The following is a 20,927-nucleotide window of genomic DNA, read 5'->3' as shown; positions in this document are numbered from 1 at the left end:
TCGCAATAGTATAATGCGGGCGTGCCTGTTCCATTTGCCGGCATCATGGATGCAGTGGAATGGCGAATTTTCACCTCTTTCCTAAACCAACCGAGAGCACACACATGCTGGAAGCATACCGTCAACATGTCGCCGAACGCGCCGCGCTTGGCATTCCCCCGCTGCCCTTGTCCGCAAAACAGACTGAAGAGCTGGTGGCATTGCTGAAGAATCCTCCCGCAGGCGAGGAAAAATTCCTGGTCGACCTCATTACCAATCGCGTTCCGGCCGGTGTGGACGATGCGGCAAAGGTCAAGGCGGCCTTCCTGGCGAAAGTCGCCAAGGGCGAAGAAACATGCGCGCTGATTTCGCGCGAGACGGCGACCCAGTTGCTGGGCACGATGCTGGGCGGTTTCAACATCAAGCCGCTGATCGAATTGCTGGGTGATGCAGTCGTTGGCGGCGTCGCTGCCAATGGCCTGAAGAAGACCCTGCTGATGTTCGACTATTTCCACGACGTCAAGGAACTGGCCGACAAGGGCAATGCGAACGCCAAGGCCGTGCTGCAATCGTGGGCCGATGCCGAGTGGTTCACTTCCCGTCCGGAAGTACCGCAAAGCATGACCCTGACCGTGTTCAAGGTCTCCGGCGAAACCAATACCGACGATCTGTCGCCGGCTCCTGACGCAACCACCCGCCCGGATATCCCGATGCACGCGCTGGCGATGCTGAAAAATGCACGCCCGGGCATCAACCCGGACGAGCCGGGCAAGGTTGGCCCGATCAAGCAGATCGAAGCGCTGAAGGCCAAGGGCAACCTGGTCGCCTACGTCGGCGACGTGGTCGGCACCGGTTCCTCCCGCAAGTCCGCGACCAACTCCGTGCTGTGGTTCACCGGCGAAGACATCCCGTTCATTCCGAACAAGCGTTTCGGCGGCGTCTGCCTCGGCTCCAAGATCGCTCCGATTTTCTACAACACGATGGAAGATGCCGGCGCGCTGCCGATCGAACTCGACGTGTCCAAGATGGACATGGGCGACGTGATCGAACTGCGTCCGTATGAAGGCAAGGCGCTGAAGAACGGAGAAGTGATCGCCGAATTCAAGGTCAAATCCGACGTGATCTTTGACGAAGTGCGCGCCGGCGGCCGTATTCCGCTGATCATCGGCCGCGGCCTGACCGCCAAGGCGCGCGAGTCGCTCGGGCTGGCTCCGTCCACGCTGTTCCGCCTGCCGCAAAACCCGGCCGATTCCGGCAAGGGCTTCTCGCTGGCGCAGAAGATGGTCGGTCGCGCCTGCGGCCTGCCGGAAGGCCAGGGCATTCGCCCGGGCACCTACTGCGAGCCGAAGATGACCACCGTGGGTTCGCAAGACACCACCGGCCCGATGACCCGCGACGAGCTGAAGGACCTGGCTTGCCTGGGCTTCTCCGCCGATCTGGTGATGCAGTCGTTCTGCCACACCGCGGCCTACCCGAAGCTGGTCGACGTCAAGATGCATCGCGAACTGCCGACCTTCATCTCGAACCGCGGCGGCGTGGCCCTGCGCCCGGGCGACGGCGTGATCCACTCCTGGCTCAACCGTCTGCTGTTGCCGGACACCGTCGGTACCGGCGGCGACTCGCACACCCGTTTCCCGATCGGCATTTCGTTCCCGGCAGGCTCCGGCCTGGTCGCGTTTGCGGCTGCCACCGGCGTCATGCCGCTGGATATGCCGGAATCGGTGCTGGTGCGCTTCAAGGGTGAAATGCAGCCGGGCGTCACGCTGCGCGACCTGGTCAACGCGATCCCGCTGTACGCGATCCGCCAGGGCATGCTGACCGTCGAGAAGAAGGGCAAGAAGAACATCTTCTCCGGCCGCATCCTCGAAATCGAAGGCTTGCCGCAGCTGAAGGTCGAACAGGCATTCGAGCTGTCCGACGCTTCCGCCGAGCGCTCCGCCGCCGGCTGCACGGTCCACCTCGACAAGGAACCGATCATCGAGTACATGAACTCGAACATCACCCTGATGAAGTGGATGATCGCCAACGGCTATCAGGACAAGCGTACGCTGGAGCGCCGCATCAAGGCGATGGAAGCCTGGATCGCCAAGCCGGAACTGCTCAAGGGCGATGCCGACGCGGAATACGCTGCCGTCATCGAGATCGACCTGGCGGACATCAAGGAACCGATCGTGGCTTGCCCGAACGACCCGGACGACGTGAAGACGCTGTCCGAAGTCGCCGGCGACAAGATCGACGAAGTGTTCGTCGGTTCCTGCATGACCAACATCGGCCACTTCCGCGCAGCGTCCAAGCTGTTGGAAGGCAAGAGCGATATCCCGGTCCGCCTGTGGATCGCTCCGCCGACCAAGATGGACCAGCAGGTGCTGACCGCCGAAGGCCACTACGGCAACCTCGGCCGCACCGGCGCGCGCATGGAAATGCCGGGTTGCTCGCTGTGCATGGGTAACCAGGCGCAGGTGCGCAAGGGCTCCACCGCGATGTCGACCTCGACCCGCAACTTCCCGAACCGCCTGGGTCTGGATACGCGCGTCTACCTCGGCTCGGCTGAACTCGCGGCTGTCTGCGCGATGCTCGGCAAGATCCCGACCAAGGAAGAGTACATGGCGAATATCGGCGTGATCGACAAGAACGCGTCCGATATCTACCGCTACATGAACTTCGACCAGATCGCGGAATTCCGCGAAGTGGCGGATACCGTCCAGCTCTGATGCCTGTCATCCTGCGCATGGCGACATGCGCAGGCGAAGATGGAACGACAACAAGGCCCGCGATGCGGGCCTTGTTTTTTTCCGCGCTAGCGCCGGGGTGACAGGATCAGCGACGTGCCGGCGAGGTCGATCGCCTTGATCGAAATGCTTCCGAAGCTGGCGCCGGGTGCCGCGCCCTTCACGCGGATATTCTCGAAGCTGACTTCACCGATCGTATTGGGCAGGATTTGCGTGATCGATCCGTCTGCGTTGGCAAAGGTGGTCGCGCGCGCCGGATCGTAGCTGACGTCGCGGAGGGTCGTTTCGACGTCGAGGAAGTTCAGGCCCTTGTTCAGGGAAGCGGTAAGCTTGCCGATCACCTTGCTGGTATCCGCTTGCGCGCCGTCGATGGCGTGATGTAGCGATTCGTCCGGCAAGCCGCGCGCCGATACCTTACCCAGTTCCGCCTCTCCCATTGGTCGCAATCCGTCCGTCATTGCCGCGGCATGCAGCGGGACCAGCATGGCTGCTGCAACGAGGGCGGCGAGTTGGTGATGGCAATGCTTGAGCCGGGCTGCCATGGTGTGCTCCAAAAATTATTGTTCGATGGAGCGCAGTCTATCTATTGCCTGTGGCAGGAAAAACAGGGATACGAACGTTGGTCTATTGCGGAAATGGAAATAATCAGGGAGGCAGCAGGTCATGGTCGCGCGCACCGATGCGTAGTTCGGTGACTTGCTCATACGCAGCTAGGCTCGGCAGCCTGATTTTCGGAGTTGCGCTACGCTTTCAAGCGAACCTTGCATTATTCGCCATGTCCTAATTTTCCGTGGCCAGGGGGCCAATGCAGACAAGGAGAATCAGATGTTCGGAAGAATCCTTACAGTGGCAGCGCTCGCCGTCGGTGGCGCCGTTCTATCCAAGCAAATGAAGAAATCCGGGAATCGCGCAGGGATGTCCACAGTGGAAGAATCGATCGAAGTCGATGTGCCGATCAGCACCGCATATAACCAGTGGACACAGTTTGAAGATTTTCCTCAGTTCATGAGCTCGGTGCACGAGGTCAGGCAGCTGGACGATACACGGCTACATTGGAAGGCAACAGTTGCTGGCAAGGAAAAGCAGTGGGATGCGGAAATTACGCATCAGATTCCGGACAAGAAAATTGCATGGAGCAGCACTACCGGCGTACCGAACGCCGGGTCGGTGACGTTCGACAGGATTTCGGATTCGCGCACTCGCATCAATCTGAAGATGAGCTATGCGCCGGAAACGTTTACCGAACAGGTGGGTGACACGCTCGGGGCGGTGAAGCTCCAGGCAAAACAGAATCTCAGCCGCTTCAAGGAAATGCTGGAGAGCCGGGGCAGGGAAGCCGGCGCCTGGAGAGGCACGGTGCAGCCACACCATTGATCCATTGATGTACCCGTGAGCATGGAGAAAAGGCAGGCATGTTCATCTGCCTGCCCGGTAGGCCCCGCGAACGGGGGCGCCGCATCTGCCGATCAGCGACGGCCGAATCGCCCGTAGCGGTCCAGCCTTTCCTGCTCGTTGCGCTGCGCCCTGGTGAGCCGCCGGATGGGAACGCCCGGTGCGCGATTAGCCATGAGGCGCCATGCATCCGCCGAAGAAGAGGGTTGACGGAGGGTGTCAATCGCTGCGGTTTTTTCGGACATGGATAATTCCTTATGAGATCGAAGCCACGTTTACCTTATGCGCCAGCCGGCGCATGAGTGACAGCAATAGTCACACAAGAAGCTTAGGCCTCCCTTAAGCCGCGAAAATTGGTGCTAAGGCACCAGCGGCTGGCCATCTTCCTTCTTTGTCTTGACTTCCCTGACGGCTTGCTCGAGCATCGTCGCGCGTGCATCCGCGCCGGGCGGATTTTCCGGGGCGGTACTGCCGTTCGCGGCGTCCAGCCGGTCCAGGAAAGCCGGGAATCCGTCGATGTCGTAGCCGGCACGCGCGAGCAGGTAGAGCGCCAGACGGTCGGTGCTGTCACCCGAGGCAGAATGACCCTGGGTTGCCGGCGGCGCATCGCCAGACGCCGCAGCTGACCCGATCGTATGCAAGCGGTCGATCAGTTCCGCCATGGCGGGGCGCGCATCCGAGATGACTTCGTTGCGTGCGATCTCGGTGGCTAGCGCATAGGCCAGTTCCTGGTCGGAGCGGGCGAAGCCAAGCATGCCGCGCGTGAGCATCACCCGGCGTCCATCGGAAAAACTGCCGACGTCGTCCGAATTGCCGAGATCCAGCGCCATGGCGCACGCCGGAGTCAGGGGAATATCGAAGGCCATCCGTTCGCCAGCGCGGCTGATCCCCAGATGCAGGCTGTCGCGGCCCTGGGTTTCCTCGCCAATCAGTGCGGCGGCCATGTGTTCTGCTCCCGGTCCCTGCGGCGCCGGTTCGATTTCCACGGCGACCAGAACGTCGCCCTTGCGCAATCCAGCCTGCTCGGCGCCGCTGCCGGGCAATACATCCATTACGCGCAATTCGTCCCCCAGCCCGAGCGAGGCCTGGGCGGCCTCAATGAAGCCGCTCGAAAACGAATACCTGTTTTTGGCGGTGAACCCGAGGATAGGCCTGGCATGCTGCGGGCATAGCTCCGTGTTGTTGATAAGCAATGGCGCCGCCACGCGGTAGAGGCGGCTTTGTTGTTCCACCCACGCGCGCAACGCCGCCCCCCTCTCTTCCGGGGCGGGAGGCACGGGAGCTTGCGTCGTCGGCGGAGGCGCAGGAACCGGTGCGGCAGGGGCCGGAGCGGGCGGCTCGGCGACCCGGGGGAGCGTTGGGGCAGGGGCGGGCGCCGGCGGCGGAACGCTCCTCTGCGGCGGCAGCGCGCACGATGCCAGGACGAGCAGCGGCGCAGCGACCAGCAGACGAATGGCTGGGGGCATATCGCCGAAGTTGCGCGCGCTCCGGATGGGGCGGGTATGTGCGGGACAGGCTTTGCGGAAATGTGCATGTAGCATGCCTCCGGCGACGATGCCGGGATCTTCAAACAAAGTGTTTTCAAGTCTGGAAAAACAGTGCAGAATTCGTTCGCAGTAAAAAAAAATCCATCTCAAAAGAGGGTGGGAGACAAAAGCAAGGCCGTGCCCGAAAGGCACGGCCTTTCCTGTTTCAGGCCGGCCGGCGACGGCTCCGCGCCCATCATGCACCGCCCGGCTTAGGCCAGCCTTAAAAGGCGAGGGCGCGGGGCGGTCCGCCGGTGTTGCCGCCCGCCGCCATGCGCGCCTACAATCGTGAAATCCCTGCACGATCGTTATGCGATCGATTCCCCGCATCGTCAAGTAATCCGATGAAAATACTCCTGGTAGAAGACGACCCCATGATCGGCGAGAACATCCAGATCGCGCTGGACGGCGAAGGCGTGGCCATCGATTGGGTGAAGGATGGCGTGGCCGCCGAGGCGGCGCTCGCCGCCGACGGCTATGACGCGGTGCTGCTCGACCTCGGGATACCGGGCAAGGACGGCACCGAGGTGTTGCGCGGCCTGCGTGCGCGTGGCGACAACACGCCGGTGCTGGTCATCACCGCGCGCGACACGCTGGCCCAGCGCGTGCAGGGCCTGAATATCGGCGCCGACGATTACCTGGTCAAGCCGTTCGACTTGGAAGAACTGATTGCCCGCATGCATGCTCTAGTGCGCCGCGCGCGGGGCTCGGTGCAGCAGGTTTATCGAAAGAACGATATCGTGATCAACCCCATGACGCGACAGGTGCTGGTGGCAGAGCGGCAGGTGGTTCTGTCGTCGCGCGAATGGATGATCCTCGATGCGCTGATTGCGCGGCCGGGAGCGATCCTGTCGCGCGCCCAGCTGGAGGAACGCCTGTATGGCTGGTCCGGCGAAGTCGAAAGCAACGCGATAGAGGTATACGTGCATGGCTTGCGCAAGAAGCTCGGCGCCCAGTTCGTGGTCACCGTGCGCGGGCTGGGCTACATGGTCGAGAAAGTCTGATGCAGTCGCTGCGCATCCGCCTCATCCTGCTGCTGGGCGTGGCCATCGTCGCCGCCGCCGGCCTGCAGTACGCGACCTCGTTTCGCGCCATGCTGCGCGCCTCCAACACGCTGTTCGACTACCACATGGAGCAGATGGCGCTGGCGCTGCAGGACAGCGGCTTCCAGCAGACCGACTGGTACAAGGGACCGTCCGAGATCGACGATTTCAGCTTCGTGGTCCAGATCTGGACCGACGACGGCGTGCGCGTCTACCAGTCCCGCAACTACAAGGCGCTGCCCGAGCAGGGCGCGCTCGGCTATTCGAACGTCACGCTGGACAACGGCGACTGGCGCGTCTACGCGGTGCAACGCGAAACGCGGGTGATCCAGATCGCGCAAAAGATGGATGCGCGGCGCAACCGCGCCATCGAGATGGCGCTGCATTCGCTGTGGCCGGTGCTGGCCGTGTCGCTGCTGCTGTTCGGGGCAGCATGGTGGGTGGTGACCTCGGCCCTGGCGCCGCTCAACCGCATCGGCCACGACCTGGCGCACCGCAACACCGACTCGCTGGCCCCGGTGTCCGACAAGGGTGTGCCGAAGGAAGTGTCGCTGCTGGTGGCCGAACTCAATTCCCTGCTGGACCGCATGTCGCGCGCCTTGCAGTCGCAGCAGCGTTTCGTGGCTGACGCCGCGCACGAGCTGCGCTCGCCCATCACTGCGCTCAAGCTGCAGGTGCAGACGCTGGCGCGCGCCAGGAACGATGCCGCGCGCGAGCAGGCGGTGCAGCGCCTGCTGGGCGGCGTGGACCGCTCTTCGCGCCTGGTCGAACAGCTGCTGGCGCTGGCCCGGCAAGACCCGCTGGCCGACGCCGGCGGCCCGGTGCTGCTGTCGCTCAATGCCTGCGTCGAGCTGGCGGCCAGCGACGTGACGCCGCTGGCGCAGTCGCGGCAGATCCAGCTGCAATACGGCGAATTCGCCGATGTCGATGTGTACGGCGACGCCGACAGCCTGCGGGTGATGGTGCGCAATGTACTCGATAACGCCGTGCGCTATACGCCCGAACATGGCCAGATCCGGATCGACGTTGCCGCGGGGAAGGAGCATGCGACACTCACGATCCAGGACTCGGGCCCCGGCATTCCCGAGGAAAACCGGCTCCGTATCTTCGACCGCTTTTATCGCGTGCCAGGCACGGAGCCGAGCGGCAGCGGACTCGGCATGGCGATCGTGAAGGCGATCGTCGAACGGCACGATGCCGACATCGTGCTCGACCGTTCTGCGCTTGGCGGACTGCTGGTGAAAGTCGTTTTCCCGCTGCCGCGCGAAACCGTGGCGGAAGCCATTCCTGCGGGAGAGACGGCATAAGACGGCACAAGACGGAGTAATGAGTCCGCCGGCTGCGAACCTGAGTCGCGCTTCCTCGCCATCACTTTTTTCCGTTATTTAAGATTCGCCTAAGTATCGTCATGCAAGATGTTAATCATTCCCGGTCGATCCGGGAAACCAGCAGCGTTAGCAGCGTTGTGCGATCGAAAGGGTAATTACCGGCCCTATTTATCCCCCCCGTAATCGGGGGGACTTTTTTTGTCGCGGCCACGCGATTGACACCTGTCGCGAAGCGACATTCCGGTGCAAACAGAGAAGCGTCGAATTCGTAAATGATATTGCCCGCGGGCTCCGGCTGCCGGCCAAGGCCGACACGCCGCCGCCCAGCGCATGCGCGCCGCAGGCACGTCCGCACGTCACGGTCTCATCGGGGATGTGCGGCGCGGGCCGAGCATCGGCTTGCCGCGTCCGGCGCAAGGACTGAAAGATGATGGGGAAGTTATGAATCGGGAAAATATCCCCGATGAAGTCAGGCAGTTCGTGTTGGAGAAGATTCCATCCGTGTCGTTTCTGGAAGCCTTGCTGCAGCTGCGCGCGGCCGAGGCGGAAGAGTGGGGCCGGGAGCAACTGGCAAAGAAGATTTACGTGGACGAGAAAGCGGCGGCCGCCTTGCTTGATGCGCTTTGCGCGGCCGGCTTCGCGGAACGAATGGCCGGCATGCCGACTTACCGTTACCAGCCGCAATCGAACGAGTTGAGGCAAAAAATAGACAAGCTGGCGGCCACGTACTCGCGGCAACTGGTCGGAATAAGCCGCCTGATCCACGCCAACAGCGGCTCGCGTTCCTGAACGACCGCGGAATTCGCAGCTGCGGCAAGGGTCGGAGCGCTAGGGTGTTTCGGCCCATGCGTCGCGGTGCCAGCCTCGCGTACAGCCGTTAAGACCCAATCGAGAAACTCCCGACGCCGCGACTGGACCGAAAGCCGGTTCCGCCGACCATCCATGCACAGCAACAGGAGAACGAATGTCCAACTTCATGATCGAGTCGGCAGGGCTCGTCTGGCCGCTGGCCCTTGCCCTGGCCTGGGTCCTGGGCGAGCTTGCTTTCAAATGGATCGGCTTGCCGCGCGTCGCCACCTACAGCTTGACCGGCTTCGTTCTGTCGTACGCGCAGGCCGGGATTCTTCCGCGGCCCAGCGAGAGCAACATACTGCTGCTGGCCAACATCGCCTTCGGCCTGATCCTGTTCGAGTTCGGCTACCGGATCAACCTGCGCTGGCTGCGCACCAACCGCTGGATCGGCGCGACCGGCCTGCTCGAATCCGTCGCGACCTTCGCGGCCGTCTATGCGGTCGCCACCATGCTCGGCATGCCGGCGGTCAGCGCCATGCTGCTGGCGTCGCTGGCCATCGCCACCTCGCCGGCCGAGCTGATGCGCGTGGTGAACGACGAGCACGGGGCCGGCCAGGTAACGGAGCGCTCGCTGCACCTGGCTGCCCTGAACTGCGTCATCGCCGTATTCGCGTTCAACATCATCGTCGGCCTGTGGACATTCCAAAGCTCGGGCAGCCTGTGGGGCGCGATCTCGAACAGCGCCCTGGTGCTGGTCGTGTCGGCGGCACTGGGCGGGACGCTCGGCATCGCCGTTCCGGGCCTGTTGCGCAAGCTCGGCGCGCTGGAGCGGCACGCGACAGTGGCTTTCGCGGTCGCCGTGATCCTGCTGGTCGCGCTGGCGCAGGCGCTGAAGGTGTCGCCGGTGGTGGCGGCTCTGATCTTCGGCATCATGGCGCGCCACCGGCGCGTGACGCTGAGCCCGGCGCAGCGCAATTTCGGCGTGCTGGGCGATTTGCTGATGGTGCTGCTGTTCGTATTCGTCGGCGCCGCGCTGGCGTGGCCGCGCGTGCTGTCGGGCCTGAACATCGCGCTGGCGCTGTTCGTGGTTCGCCTCGCCGCCAAGATCGTCGGCTCGCTCGTGTTCGCGCGCATCAGCGGTACTTCCTGGCGCAAGGGCTTGCTGACCGGCGTGGCGCTGGCGCCGATGTCGGTATTGGCCGTTTCCCTCCTGGTGCAGACGCGCTATATCGGGATCGACCTGGTCGACCAGCTCGCGCCGCTGGCGGCGGCGACGCTGCTGTCGGCAGTCGCCGGCCCGATTCTTACGCAGCGCGCGCTGCTAGCCGCCGGAGAAGCGCGCGACCTCTCGGAGCAATGACATGCCGCTGGAACCCTTCAAGACATCCGAACCGCTGACGCTGGGCGTCGAACTGGAACTGCAGCTGGTCAGCCTGTCCGATTTCGACCTCGTCGAGGCCAGCCCGGACATGCTGGAACTGCTCAACCGCTCCCGCTTTCCCGGCACCGTGACGCCCGAGATCACGCAAAGCATGATAGAAATCGCGACCGACGTGCAGACGCGCTACCCGGCGCTGCTCGAACAGCTGCAGCGCATCCGCGACGCGCTGGTGGCGGCCGGAGACCGCCTCAACGTCGGCGTTTGCGGCGGCGGCACTCATCCTTTCCAGCAGTGGTCTAGCCGCAAGATCTTTTCCAAGCCGCGATTCAAGGAGGTGTCGGCGCTGTACGGCTACCTCGCCAAGCAGTTCACGATTTTCGGCCAGCACGTGCACGTGGGCTGCGCTTCCGGCGACGACGCGCTGTTCCTGCTGCATTCGCTCAACCGCTACGTGCCGCACTTTATTGCGCTGTCGGCGTCGTCGCCGTTCGTGCAGGGGCGCGACACGCTGTTCAACTCGGCGCGGCTCAATTCGGTGTACGCCTTCCCGCTCTCCGGCCGGGCGCCCTTCCTGCTGAGCTGGGAGGAATTCGCCACCAGCTATTTTTCGCGCATGGAGCATACCGGCGTGGTCAAGAGCATGAAGGACTTCTACTGGGACATCCGGCCCAAGCCCGAGTACGGCACGATCGAGCTGAGGGTGTGCGACACGCCGCTCGCCGTGGAGCGCGCGGCGGCGCTGGCCTGCTACCTGCAGGCGCTGTGCCGCCTCCTGCTCGAGCGCGGCGAGGAACCGCCGGCGGAGGACGATTACCTGGTATACAACTACAACCGCTTCCAGGCTTGCCGCTTCGGGCTGGACGGCGTCGTCGTGCATCCTAAAAATCACGAAAGCCTGGTGCTGCGCGACGACATCCTGGCCACGTTGAGCCGGGTCGAGCCGCACGCCGAGGCGCTCGGCTGCCTGCCTGCGCTGGATCACCTGCGCCAGGCCGCGCATGCCGGCAGCGACGCCTTCTTCCTGCGACAGGAACATGCCGGCACCGGCAGCGCGGAAGGCATGGTCGACATGGCGCTCCGCCGGTTCCGCGAGGGATAGAAGGCTGGCGATAAATCAGCGCGCCGGACTCGATTCGCCCAGGTGATCGAAGCGCTTGCTGTAGAACACGTCGAGCCCGCCGATGGTGCCGCCGCGCAGCACCACCGACCAGTGGCGCGACAGGTCGTAGGTCAGCTTCAGCACGCCGGCCGCGCCCGCCAGGCTTTGCTCATAACCGATGTACAGACGGTTCGAGATTTCCTTGCCGAGGCTGACCACCTGCTGCGCGCCCAGGCCGAATTCGCTGCTGCCGATGGCCAGCTGGTCGAGCCCGAAGCCCTTGGCGATGCGCGTGCCGCCGAACTTGTTGAGCAGTCCGAGCGCGGCCGACTTGGCCGCCGCCTGCGCCTGTCCCGGGCCGGCGTCGCTGCTGGTGCCGCCGCCGCGCCCGAACACCAGCCAGTTCAGTTTTTCCTGTTCGGGCACGTCGGGTTCGGACACCAGCTGCACGCGCGGCTGGCGCACCGTGCCGGTCGCATGCACGCCGGCTGCCACGTCCTGGTTGCCGCGCCGCATGGCGAGGATGTCGATGTTGGGATTTCCGAAGGAACCCTGGAAGTTGATGACGCCGCGCTCGATTTCCAGCTCTGCGCCGAATGCTTCATAGGTTCCGCTGACGATGCGCACCGTACCGTCGGCCCCCGGCGCTTCCCCGGGCGCGCTCGTCACTGTCAGCTCGCCCGCCAGCAGCAGGTCGGCTCCCGATCCCCGGAAGCGGAAATCCTCGCCCAGGTCCAGTTGCACGCGCACCCGCGGCGTGAGCGGGCCGGCCGGCTTGTCGGCCTGTACCTCGACACGTTGCGGCGCGCGCGCGGCCGCATCCCGGCGCGTGCCGCGCACGATCGTCACGTCATCGCCCAGCGCCGGCGCGCCTTGCTCGGGCAGGCTGAAGCGCGCCTGGTCGACCGTGAATTTACCCGTGACCTGCGTCTGGTCGCCGGCCTTGCCGGCGTCGGCGCGGCCGGAGATGGTCATCTGGCGCGACGGATTGGCCAGCAGCTGCAGCTTGTCGGCGACGAGGGTCGCCGTCAGGTCCCGGCTGTGCTCCAGCGGGACGCGCCCGGTCGCGCGCAGTGTGCCTTCGCCGCCGTGGAACACGAGCTGGCGGATGTCGGCGACGTTGTCTTCGACGTGGATGTAGGCGCTGCCGTCGTCGAGGCGGATGCCCTGGTCGTAGACCGATAGCGAGAGATTGGTCGCGGTGGCGTCGCCGGCGGCCACCGGCGCGGCCAGCGTGCCGGCAAGCGTCATTTCGGCGGCAATGCTGCCGTCGAGGGCGACGCGGGGACCGGCCAGCGCGGCCAGCGTTTGCAGGCGCGGAATCGATGCCGTGATCTTACCGGACAGCGCCGAGTCCGGTACTGGCGCCAGTCGCCCGTCGACCGGCGCAAGTGTCACCTGGGCCGCGCCGCTTGCGCTGCCGACGCGGCGCGCGGCAGCCTGCGCTGAAACCGCCAGTTGGCTGCCCTGGAAGTCGCCGCGCAGGCGCAATGCAGTCAGTCCCATCGCGGTTTCGCGCAGCTCGCCCGGGATGCGTATGTCGCCGCCGCGCCGGTCGAGCTGCAGGAAGCCGCTGGCGCTGCCGGCCAGGGAAAAATCCCAGCTGCCGTCGAGCACCAGGTCTGTCTTGAACGGCGGGCTGGCGCCGGTCAGCTCGCGCCGCAGCTCCAGCAGGTGACTGAGGTCGAGCGCGCTGATCGTGCCGGCGGACCGGATCGCCTGCGCATCCGCCTGCACCGACTGCAGCTCGATGCGCGCCTGCTCCAGCGTCAGGAGGGTGGGTCCGAGCGCGAGCCGTCCCGGCGCCACGCCAAGCGCCAGCGGGCGCTCCAGCACAAGACGCGGGAACCCGCGATTTTCCAGCGTGTCCAGCGTGCCGTCCCACGCATAGCCGCCGTCCTGCTGCTGCAAGCTGCCGTGCGCGGCCAGCGTCAGCGCCAGCGGCCGGCCGCGCAGCTGCCCGCTGCCCTGAAGCGACAGGGCGTGGCGTTCGGCGCCGCCGTCGAGTGTGGCGTGCAGCGACGACAGGCTGATGCCGGGCGCCTGCGCGTCGCGCGCGTCGAGCTCCAGCATCATGCGCGCGTCCGGCTCGCGCCAGGGCATGCCGCTCGCACGAAGCTGTCCGCTGGCTTCGGCCAGCCGGTACTGCCGGAATGCCAGCCCGCTGGCCTGGTAGCGGGCGTCGATTTCCGGACGCTCGATGCTGCCGCCGAGCTGGCCCTCGGCTTGCAGCTGCCCGGACAAGCCGTATCCGAGACGCGCCAAGTTCGGCGCGTCGAGTTCAAACTTCAGACGCTCGCCTGGCGATCCGAAACTGCCCGCCAGGCGCAGCCGGTTGCCCGCCACCGACAGCCGTGCGTCTTGCGCCGCGAGCCGCTTGCCGCGCACGCGCAACTGGCCGCCGCCCGTCATCGGCAGGCCGGCATAGCTGCTGTCATGGATGTCGAATGCAAGATGCGCCTGCAGTTCCGGCTTGAGCGCGCCTTGCGCGTCGAAGCGCATGTTGATGCGCGCCGAGGGAACCTTGGGGGAGGCGAGAAAGCGCTTCGGATCGAAGTCGGACAGCGTGCCGCGCGCGCTGAAATCGCCTCGTCCGCCGCGCTCCAGCGTGCCGGCGAGCCGCAGTTGCGCCGGCCCCGCCCGCAGCAACGCGCTGTCGAGCAGGATCTGCCGGGGGTCGATGTGCGCCGTGCCGGCAATGGCTAGCGGGGAGCCGGCCAGGTCCAGCGTGATGTGCTGGGTATCGCCGGCCAGGTCGACCGTGAGCGGGCCGTTCAGCCGGGTGCGCCGCAGCGCGCCGTGCAGCGCGTGCAGGTCGAGCGCGTCCGCCCGCAGCGCGAAGCGGCCGGTCCTGGCGCGTAGTTCGCCGCCGCCTTGCAGGGTGCCGCCGCCGGCCAGCTCCGCCTGCACCTGGCGCAATTGCTGCAAGCCGGCGCCGAGGCGCACCTGCCCGCTCGCCGAAACGACCGGCAGCAAGTTCCGGTCGAGCGGTCCCGCTTGCGCATTGCGCAGCGATACCGGACCGGCCAGCACCAGCGGCGTGCCCGGGCTTTCGCCGGCACCGCCTTGCGGCACGAGATTGGCGTCCAGCTCCAGGTCGGCGCGCGGCGCCCCGGCGCTGAACATGCGCGGATCGAGATGACGCAGCGCGACCTGAGCCCGCCGTAACGGATTGTCGGAAAAGACGTCCGCTTCGATTTGCGCCTTGCCGTCGAGGCGGGCGGCGTTGCCGCCGGGTGCGCCGTCTCCGGTCGCATCCAGCCGAGTCTGCAATTCCCGCAGCGAGCCGGACAGCTGCGCGGCGAGGCGGTAACGCTTGTCGCGCCATGCGCCGTCCAGGGCGGCGCTGCCGCCGATCGCGAACGGCCGGATGCCGTTCAGGTCCAGACTTGCGCTGGCGCTGCCGTAGGGCGTGCCGGCGTGCTCCAGCGTCAGCGCGTGCCGCGTTCCGTCTGTGTGGCCGCGCATTGCGATGTCGGTGAGCGTGATGACGCCACTGTCGCGCCGGATGACGAGTTTTTGCAGCGTCGCGTCGCGCAGCTCGATCGCCAGCGGCAGGGTCAGCCGGTCCGGCACGGATGGCGGCTGTTTCGGCGCGGGATACTGCGTGAAGTCGAGTTCGCCGATCTGCAGGCGTTCGATCGTCCATTTCAGCGGCGTCCGCGACCATGCCCAGCGCACCGCCAGCCGGTCGATTTTCACCAGGCGCGCCTGGTCGCGGTAGACCACGTCGCGCAGGCGCAATCCTTCGGCCAGCGTGCCGCCGGCGACTTCGCCCGACAGCCGCCCGGGAAGCGCGCGCTGCGCCGCCTGCCACAGCACGCGCGCGCCGGGCTCGGTCTTGAGCGCGGCAAGCAGCAGCGCGCCGGCCAGCACGAGCAGCGCCAGCAGCAAAAGGATAACGCGGACCAGCCAGCGTCGCGCTCGGCCCGGCGTCTTGCGGTCGCCGCGGTCGGGGGAAGAGGGCGCCTCGCTCATCAGAACACGATGCCGAGCGACAGGTGCGGCCGGATATTGCCGCCCTGAAAACCGTACGCCAGGTCGGCGTTGATCGGTCCGATCGGGCTGCGATAGCGCGCGCCGACGCCGACCGCATGGAAGAAGTTCTTGCCGCTCCAGCTGTCGGACGCCGCGCCGACATCGTAGAACACGGCCGCGCCCCATTTTTCCGAGAACCAGCGCTGGTATTCGGCGCCGCCGGTGACCAGGTAGCGGGTCGGATAGACGGTGCCGTTGCGCTCGTTGCCGATGCTCTGGTAGCGGTAGCCGCGCACCGAGTCGGTGCCGCCGGCGCGAAACAACAGCGACGCGGGGATCGCCGCGTTGCCGCCCTTGGTGACGACCGCGCCCAGCTCGCCGCGCAGGATCACCACGTCGCGCCGGCCGATCGGGTTGTACTGGCGCAGCTGGCTGTACGCGCGGAAGAAGGTCTGGTCGGTCAGCAGCCCCTGGAACGCGGCGCCGAGTTCCAGCGAGGCGATGTAGCCGCGCCGCGGGAAGCGCGGATTGTCGATCTGGCGGCGCGTCAATGCCGCTCCGGCCACCAGCGCGCGCTGGGTGCCGGGCTCGACCACGGTGTCGGGTGGTGGCGTGGCGCCGTTCAGCTGCTGCAGCTGGTCGCTGTAATACTCCAGGGTATAGGCGAAGTCGCGCTTTTCGGTATTGCGCGCGCGGCGCAGCCCGATGCGGCGGCTGCGCAGGTCGATGCCTTCCAGTGTCGTGCGGTCGATCGAGGCGTGCGCGCTGTCGACCCAGCCGCCGGAACCGGGCGGCATGGCCAGCTCGACGGCACCGAGCTGGCGGCGCTGCTCCAGCCGCAGCTGGGTGTCGAGCACCCAGGCGCGGCCGAACAGGTTGAGGTGGGAGTAGCGTCCTTCGACGTGGGCGCCGGTATCGGTGGAATAGCCGACGCCGGCGCGCAGGCGCTGGGCCGGGAATTCCGTCACCTGCACGCGTACCGGAGCCTGCTGCGCGCGCGCCGGGTCCTTGTCGACGTCGATCACCACATTGCTGAAATACGGCGTGCGCTGGATTTCGCGCTGCAGTTCGAGCAGCCGTTCGGCGCTGTATTCCTCGCCCTCGGCCAAGGGATTGACGTTGCGGATGATGCTTTCCGGGTAGCGCCTGGTGCCGCTGATCTGCAACGGCCCGAGGGTGAACAGGGGGCCGCTGTCGTAGCGCACGGACAGGTCGGCTTGCTGGAGGTCGGGATAGATGCGCGCGCCGGATTCGGCGATGCGCGCGGCCGGATAGCGGCGCCGCTGCAGGATTTGCAGGCCGGCCTGCTTGGCAGCGTCCCAGTCTTCCTGGCGGAACGGCTCGCCCGGCGCGAGCTGCCAGTTGCGGCGCACCCGCGCCGCCTGTGCCGGGCTGCGTGCGGATGCCGCGCCGGCGACTTGCACGTCCACGTTGGCGACGCTGGTGCGCGCGCCGGATTCGACTTTCAGGCGCACCACGGGGCGCGCGCCGCCGCGGTCGACGCTGACCGTGGTGCGCGGCAGGAAGTAGCCTTCGGTCGAGGTCAGCTTCGCGACCTGCGCTTCGACCGTTTCCAGCATGAAGTTGAGCTGGTCTTCGTTGAGATCGTCGCGCTCCTGGTAGCGCAGGAGGTCAAGGTGACGCTTGAGCAAGTCTTTCAGGGAAGAGGGCGCATCCAGTTCCACCCGATAAGCGGCGCCAGCGGCATTGCCGGCGTACAGCAACAGGCAGGCCAGCCACGGCAGGACCGAGACCGATCGCCATGGACGCATCGTGTCAGCCAGCCTTCTTGTCGGCGCCGATCAGCAGCCTGTTGTCGCTCAGGTAGGTGTAGGCCGGCACTTCCAGGTTGCGCGGCGCGGGCACGTTCTTGAACACGCGCCCGGCAAGATCGAACTTGGAACCATGGCAGGGGCAGTAGAAGCCGCCCGGCCAATCGGCGCCCAGGTCGGGCGCGCCGGGCTCCGGCCGAAACACCGGCACGCAGCCGAGGTGGGTGCAGATGCCGATGGCGACGAAGAAGGGCGGGCGGATGGCGCGCGCCGGATTGGTAGCGTAGGGCGGCTGCTGCTGAATCTTCGATGCCGGGTCGGCCAGCAGGGCGTCATGCTTGCCCAGGGCGGCGAGCATGGCGTCGGTGCGGTGCAGGATCCACACCGGCTTGCCGCGCCATTCGACGGTGCTGATCTTGCCCGGTTCGACGCCGGTGAGATCGACCTCGACCGGCGCGCCGGCCGCCTTCGCCGCTTCGCTCGGGGCCATGCTAGAAAGAAAGGGCACCGCAGTGGCGACCACGCCCGCACCGCCGACGATCGTGGTGGTGGTGAGCAGGAACTTTCTCCGGTTCAGCTTTTCGTCCGCATAGTCCATGACGCGCTCCAGAATGACGATACAAGTGATAGCAGGGATCATGCCCGGCGTGGAGGATGGCAACGCTGGCAAGGCTCCGGCACGCTTCATGCTCGTGGGCGGCAATGCCCTGGTCGGCATCGTGTTCCACCCGCGGGAGATCGGACTGCCATGAAGGCGCTCGGAACCCTGTTCATCGCTGCGCTGCTGGTGATCGTTGCGGCGCTGGTATTCATTTATTCCGGCTGGTATGACGTGTCCGCCAACTCTGCGCATGGGGCAGTGGCGCGCCGGCTGTTGGGCACGGTGATGAGAAATTCGGTGCGGGCACACGCAAGGCATATCGTGCCGCCGGAACTGTCTTCGCAGATGGCGCGCGCCGGCGCAGGGCATTTCAAGGAGCACTGCGCGGAATGCCATGGCGCGCCCGGCGTCGAGCGCGGCGATATCGGACGAGGACTGACCCCGCGCCCGCCCAAGCTGGCCGACACCGCGCAGAACTGGTCGGCGGGGGAGCTCTACTGGATTGTCCGCAATGGCATCAAGATGACCGGGATGCCGGCATGGGACGCGTCGCACAGCGACGAGGAAATATGGCAGACAGTGGCGTTCGTCAGGCTGCTGCCGCGCATGTCGCCGGCCGAGTACCAGCAGATGGTCACGCAGGCCGGGCCGCACGGGCACGCGCATGCGGAAGAAGGCGGCCACGGGCATGATGAACACGAGCATTGAGCGCGTGTATCGTACGGCAAAACCTGTCCCTTCCCGGTGTTTTTCTTACCCGCTCGCCAGTGATTTTCGTTGCGCCGGAGGGCGAATTCGAGCCCGATTGATCCATGTCATTCGAAAAAGCGACTGCCCGTTTATACGATACGAACATCCCCGTCGCACATGACGGTTTACGCCTCAGTCGTCAAGCCTACATAAGGAGATGATCATGACCAAGCGCCTATGGATTGTTACCGCTGCACTTCTGTTTTCAGCGGCATCGGCTTCCGCTCAATCGTATGGAATGGGGCCCGGGATGATGGGCGGTTATGGCATGGGGCCTGAAATGATGGGCGGGCCCGGCATGATGAACGGCTATGGCATGGGGCCGGGAATGATGGGTGGCTATGGCATGCCGCACGGGATGATGGGCGGCTACGGGATGGGCGGCATGGAATATGCGGTGCCGGACCTGACGAGCGATCAGCGCAGCAAGATCGCCGCTGCCCAAAAGGAATTCCGGCAGAAGCAGTGGCAGTCGATGGAAAAAATGCAGGAACTGCATTTTCAGGCGGAAGACATCTACCGGGAGGGCAAGTTCGACGAACAGGCTGCGCGCAAGAATTACGACGCCATGGCGGCAGCGCGCAAGCAGATGTTCGAAAACATGCTTGAGCAAAGAAAGCGCATCGACGCAATTTTGACGCCGCAGCAGCGAGAGCAATTGCAACGCCGGCCGGGGCCCGGCCGCTGACCGCGTTCCCGGCGGCTAGTCCGTACAGGGCGGCGGCGCAAGCCTGTCCTGCCCTGGAGTAACGGGAGAACTTTACAAAGACTTTGTAAATTCAATTTGGGCGAATGTAACCAGCAGGAATGCTGGTTACTCGACCATTTCCTTCCGGTTTGCCCGCATCCCCTGAATCGCGTTCGTGCCAACCTCGGTCACTGCCAACGCGATACTTCCCAGCCATCTTCCGCTGCCGGGCATCTCTCTTGCACGCACCTTCCTGTCCGACGCGGCATCGGCGGCGTCCTGTTCGTGCCGCTGGTACTGCCGGACAAGGGTAACCTGGAGAGCATCATGATGTACAACGTGAAAGCCCTGCACGGAATGAAGGTTGTCGCGACCGATGGCGATATCGGCACCGTCGAGGATGTTTATTTCGACGATGAAAGGTGGGCCATCCGCTATTTCGCGGTGGATGCCGGCGGGCTGGCCGGCGAGCGCAAGGTGCTGCTGTCGCCGGCTTCGCTGCGCCACCTTTACTGGCAGGAACGGGCCATGAACGTCGAGCTGACGCGCAAGCAGGTGGAAGACAGCCCGGACATCGATACCGCCCGGCCGGTATCGCGCCAGCACGAGGTCGAGTTCTACGATTACTACGGCTATCCGTATTATTGGGCCGGCCCCTATCTGTGGGGCTACGCCAGCCTGCCGGCGGCCGAAGCGCAGCCGCTGGAGCAGCCCGATCCCGAGGTCCGGCGCGAACGACTGGAGCAGGAGCACCAGAAGGACGATCCGCACCTGCGCAGCAGCCGCGAGGTGATCGGCTACGGCATCCAGGCCACCGACCGCAAGCTGGGCCATGTCGAGGACCTGCTGTTCGACGACGAGGACTGGTCGATCCGCATGCTGGTGGTCGATCCCCGCAACTGGTGGCCGGGGCCGTCGGTGCTGGTGTCGCCGCAGCGCATCGACCATATCGACTGGCTGGATCGCAGCGTGGCGGTAAACCTCACGCGCGACGAGATCGAGCATTGCCCGAAATACGACGAGGCCGACCTGAGCGCGGACGTGCGAACCCGGCCGCCGCCGGGCGCGGATGGCGTACCGGGCGGCGCCGACTCACGCAGTGGCCGGCGGTGAACGCCCCGCGAAGCCTGACATGCCGGGGAACGGCACCAGCCGCAGGCCTGCCCGCCGCGTGCGCATGGCAGGAGCGAGCCGTTGATTTTTTAGGAAGGAAGCCATGGCGCAAGCCTTCAGTCGACGCAGCGTCCTTGCGCTCAAGCTGCTTTTTATCGCAGCCTTCCTGCTCATCGTCGCGGCCATCGCCGCCGCGCGCTGGTACAGCGGGCCGGACGTGAAGGTGGGCCAGCCGGTGACGCAGCCGATCCCGTTCAGCCACAAGCACCATGCCGGCGACGATGGCATCGATTGCCGCTACTGCCATGCGTCGGTCGAGAAGTCCGCTTTCGCCGGCCTGCCCAGCACCCGGATCTGCCTGACCTGCCACTCGCAACTGTACCGCGACTCGCCGCTGCTGGCACCGCTGCATGCCAGCGCGCGCGACAACACGCCGATCCGCTGGAACCGCGTGCACGACCTGCCGGACTTCGTGTACTTCGATCACAGCATCCACGTCAACAAGGGCGTGGCCTGCGTCGAATGCCACGGCCGCATCGACCAGATGCCATTGACCTGGCGCGAAGCCTCGCTCGAGATGCAGTGGTGCCTGCAATGCCACCGCAACGCGCAGCAGCACATCCGGCCGCTGTCGGAAGTGTTTTCGATGGCCGACAGGCAGCCGCTGTCGCCGCAGGAAACGGCGCGGCTGGCCCGGCAGTACCGCCTGCAGGACACGCGCCGCCTGACAGACTGCTCCACCTGCCACCGATAGCC

Annotated in this window: 18 protein-coding genes; 12 read left to right on the top strand and 6 right to left on the bottom strand. The window is 65.6% G+C overall.

Annotated features, from left to right (window positions below; translation table 11 throughout):
* Nucleotides 1-104: 104 nt before the first annotated feature.
* Nucleotides 105-2,690 (top strand): bifunctional aconitate hydratase 2/2-methylisocitrate dehydratase, encoded by a 2,586-nt coding sequence (gene acnB / locus FAY22_RS08190; protein ID WP_146329753.1) that lies wholly within the window; start codon nt 105-107, stop codon nt 2,688-2,690.
* Between the two features lie 86 nt (nt 2,691-2,776).
* Here the strand turns inward: acnB and FAY22_RS08185 are convergent, their stop codons facing one another.
* Nucleotides 2,777-3,250 carry a hypothetical protein gene (locus FAY22_RS08185; protein WP_146329752.1) on the bottom strand — a complete coding sequence of 158 codons (474 nt, stop codon included), beginning with the start codon at nt 3,248-3,250 and terminating at the stop codon, nt 2,777-2,779.
* A 283-nt stretch (nt 3,251-3,533) separates the two neighbouring features.
* On the opposite strand from FAY22_RS08185, the gene FAY22_RS08180 reads away from it, so the two are divergent.
* On the top strand, nt 3,534-4,082 hold the full coding sequence (locus FAY22_RS08180) for an SRPBCC family protein (protein ID WP_246860703.1): 549 nt from the start codon (nt 3,534-3,536) through the stop codon (nt 4,080-4,082).
* Between the two features lie 92 nt (nt 4,083-4,174).
* On the opposite strand, the gene FAY22_RS21960 is transcribed toward FAY22_RS08180, so the two are convergent.
* Nucleotides 4,175-4,345 carry a hypothetical protein gene (locus FAY22_RS21960; RefSeq protein ID WP_168204800.1) on the bottom strand — a complete coding sequence of 57 codons (171 nt, stop codon included), beginning with the start codon at nt 4,343-4,345 and terminating at the stop codon, nt 4,175-4,177.
* Between the two features lie 114 nt (nt 4,346-4,459).
* Complete coding sequence (locus FAY22_RS22125; protein ID WP_210411914.1) at nt 4,460-5,566, bottom strand: peptidase M48; 1,107 nt, start codon at nt 5,564-5,566, stop codon at nt 4,460-4,462.
* A 404-nt stretch (nt 5,567-5,970) separates the two neighbouring features.
* Between FAY22_RS22125 and FAY22_RS08170 the strand changes: the two genes are divergently transcribed.
* From FAY22_RS08170 to FAY22_RS08150, 5 genes are all read left to right on the top strand, one after another.
* The gene (locus FAY22_RS08170) at nt 5,971-6,630 is read left to right on the top strand and encodes a response regulator transcription factor (protein ID WP_146329751.1); all 660 of its coding nucleotides are present in this window, start codon (nt 5,971-5,973) and stop codon (nt 6,628-6,630) included.
* A complete protein-coding gene (locus FAY22_RS08165; RefSeq protein ID WP_146329750.1) occupies nt 6,630-7,976 on the top strand; it encodes an ATP-binding protein in 1,347 nt (448 codons plus the stop codon). The genes FAY22_RS08170 and FAY22_RS08165 overlap by 1 nt, the downstream gene beginning before the upstream one ends.
* Nucleotides 7,977-8,438: 462 nt before the next feature.
* Nucleotides 8,439-8,786, top strand: coding sequence for a hypothetical protein (locus FAY22_RS08160; RefSeq protein ID WP_146329749.1), 348 nt, complete (start codon nt 8,439-8,441; stop codon nt 8,784-8,786).
* Between the two features lie 175 nt (nt 8,787-8,961).
* The gene (locus FAY22_RS08155) at nt 8,962-10,149 is read left to right on the top strand and encodes a cation:proton antiporter (RefSeq protein WP_146329748.1); all 1,188 of its coding nucleotides are present in this window, start codon (nt 8,962-8,964) and stop codon (nt 10,147-10,149) included.
* Between the two features lies 1 nt (nt 10,150).
* Nucleotides 10,151-11,269: a YbdK family carboxylate-amine ligase gene (locus FAY22_RS08150; RefSeq protein ID WP_146329747.1), complete on the top strand. Its 1,119-nt coding sequence runs from the start codon at nt 10,151-10,153 to the stop codon at nt 11,267-11,269.
* Between the two features lie 15 nt (nt 11,270-11,284).
* Here the strand turns inward: FAY22_RS08150 and FAY22_RS08145 are convergent, their stop codons facing one another.
* Genes FAY22_RS08145 through petA form a run of 3 tightly spaced genes read right to left on the bottom strand, consistent with a single transcriptional unit; the run spans nt 11,285 to nt 17,617 of the window.
* Nucleotides 11,285-15,247 (bottom strand): translocation/assembly module TamB domain-containing protein, encoded by a 3,963-nt coding sequence (locus FAY22_RS08145; RefSeq protein ID WP_146329746.1) that lies wholly within the window; start codon nt 15,245-15,247, stop codon nt 11,285-11,287.
* Nucleotides 15,247-17,019 (bottom strand): autotransporter assembly complex family protein, encoded by a 1,773-nt coding sequence (locus tag FAY22_RS08140; protein ID WP_146329745.1) that lies wholly within the window; start codon nt 17,017-17,019, stop codon nt 15,247-15,249. Before FAY22_RS08140 ends, FAY22_RS08145 begins: the two co-directional genes overlap by 1 nt.
* Nucleotides 17,020-17,023: 4 nt before the next feature.
* Nucleotides 17,024-17,617 (bottom strand): ubiquinol-cytochrome c reductase iron-sulfur subunit, encoded by a 594-nt coding sequence (gene petA, locus FAY22_RS08135; protein WP_146329744.1) that lies wholly within the window; start codon nt 17,615-17,617, stop codon nt 17,024-17,026.
* Here petA and FAY22_RS21955 point away from each other — a divergent pair.
* The 5 genes from FAY22_RS21955 (at nt 17,616) to FAY22_RS08115 (ending at nt 20,925) form a co-directional block, all read left to right on the top strand.
* Nucleotides 17,616-17,771, top strand: coding sequence for a hypothetical protein (locus tag FAY22_RS21955; protein ID WP_168204799.1), 156 nt, complete (start codon nt 17,616-17,618; stop codon nt 17,769-17,771). The two genes, petA and FAY22_RS21955, sit on opposite strands and share 2 nt — an antisense overlap.
* On the top strand, nt 17,768-18,328 hold the full coding sequence (locus tag FAY22_RS08130; RefSeq protein ID WP_146329743.1) for a cytochrome c: 561 nt from the start codon (nt 17,768-17,770) through the stop codon (nt 18,326-18,328). The genes FAY22_RS21955 and FAY22_RS08130 overlap by 4 nt, the downstream gene beginning before the upstream one ends.
* Before the next feature lie 205 nt (nt 18,329-18,533).
* Entirely contained in the window at nt 18,534-19,058 is a 525-nt protein-coding gene (locus tag FAY22_RS08125; protein WP_168204798.1) for a Spy/CpxP family protein refolding chaperone, read from the top strand.
* A gap of 285 nt (nt 19,059-19,343) precedes the next feature.
* Nucleotides 19,344-20,171, top strand: a complete 828-nt coding sequence (locus tag FAY22_RS08120; protein WP_146329741.1) for a PRC-barrel domain-containing protein — start codon at nt 19,344-19,346, stop codon at nt 20,169-20,171.
* A 103-nt stretch (nt 20,172-20,274) separates the two neighbouring features.
* Nucleotides 20,275-20,925, top strand: coding sequence for a cytochrome c3 family protein (locus FAY22_RS08115; RefSeq protein ID WP_146329740.1), 651 nt, complete (start codon nt 20,275-20,277; stop codon nt 20,923-20,925).
* The last annotated feature ends 2 nt before the right edge of the window (nt 20,926-20,927 follow it).

Source organism: Noviherbaspirillum sp. UKPF54 (assembly GCF_007874125.1).
Taxonomy (GTDB): Bacteria; Pseudomonadota; Gammaproteobacteria; order Burkholderiales; family Burkholderiaceae_D; genus Noviherbaspirillum.
The sequence above is the reverse complement of the archived record's forward strand: the minus strand, read 5'-3'. Positions and strand labels throughout refer to the sequence as shown.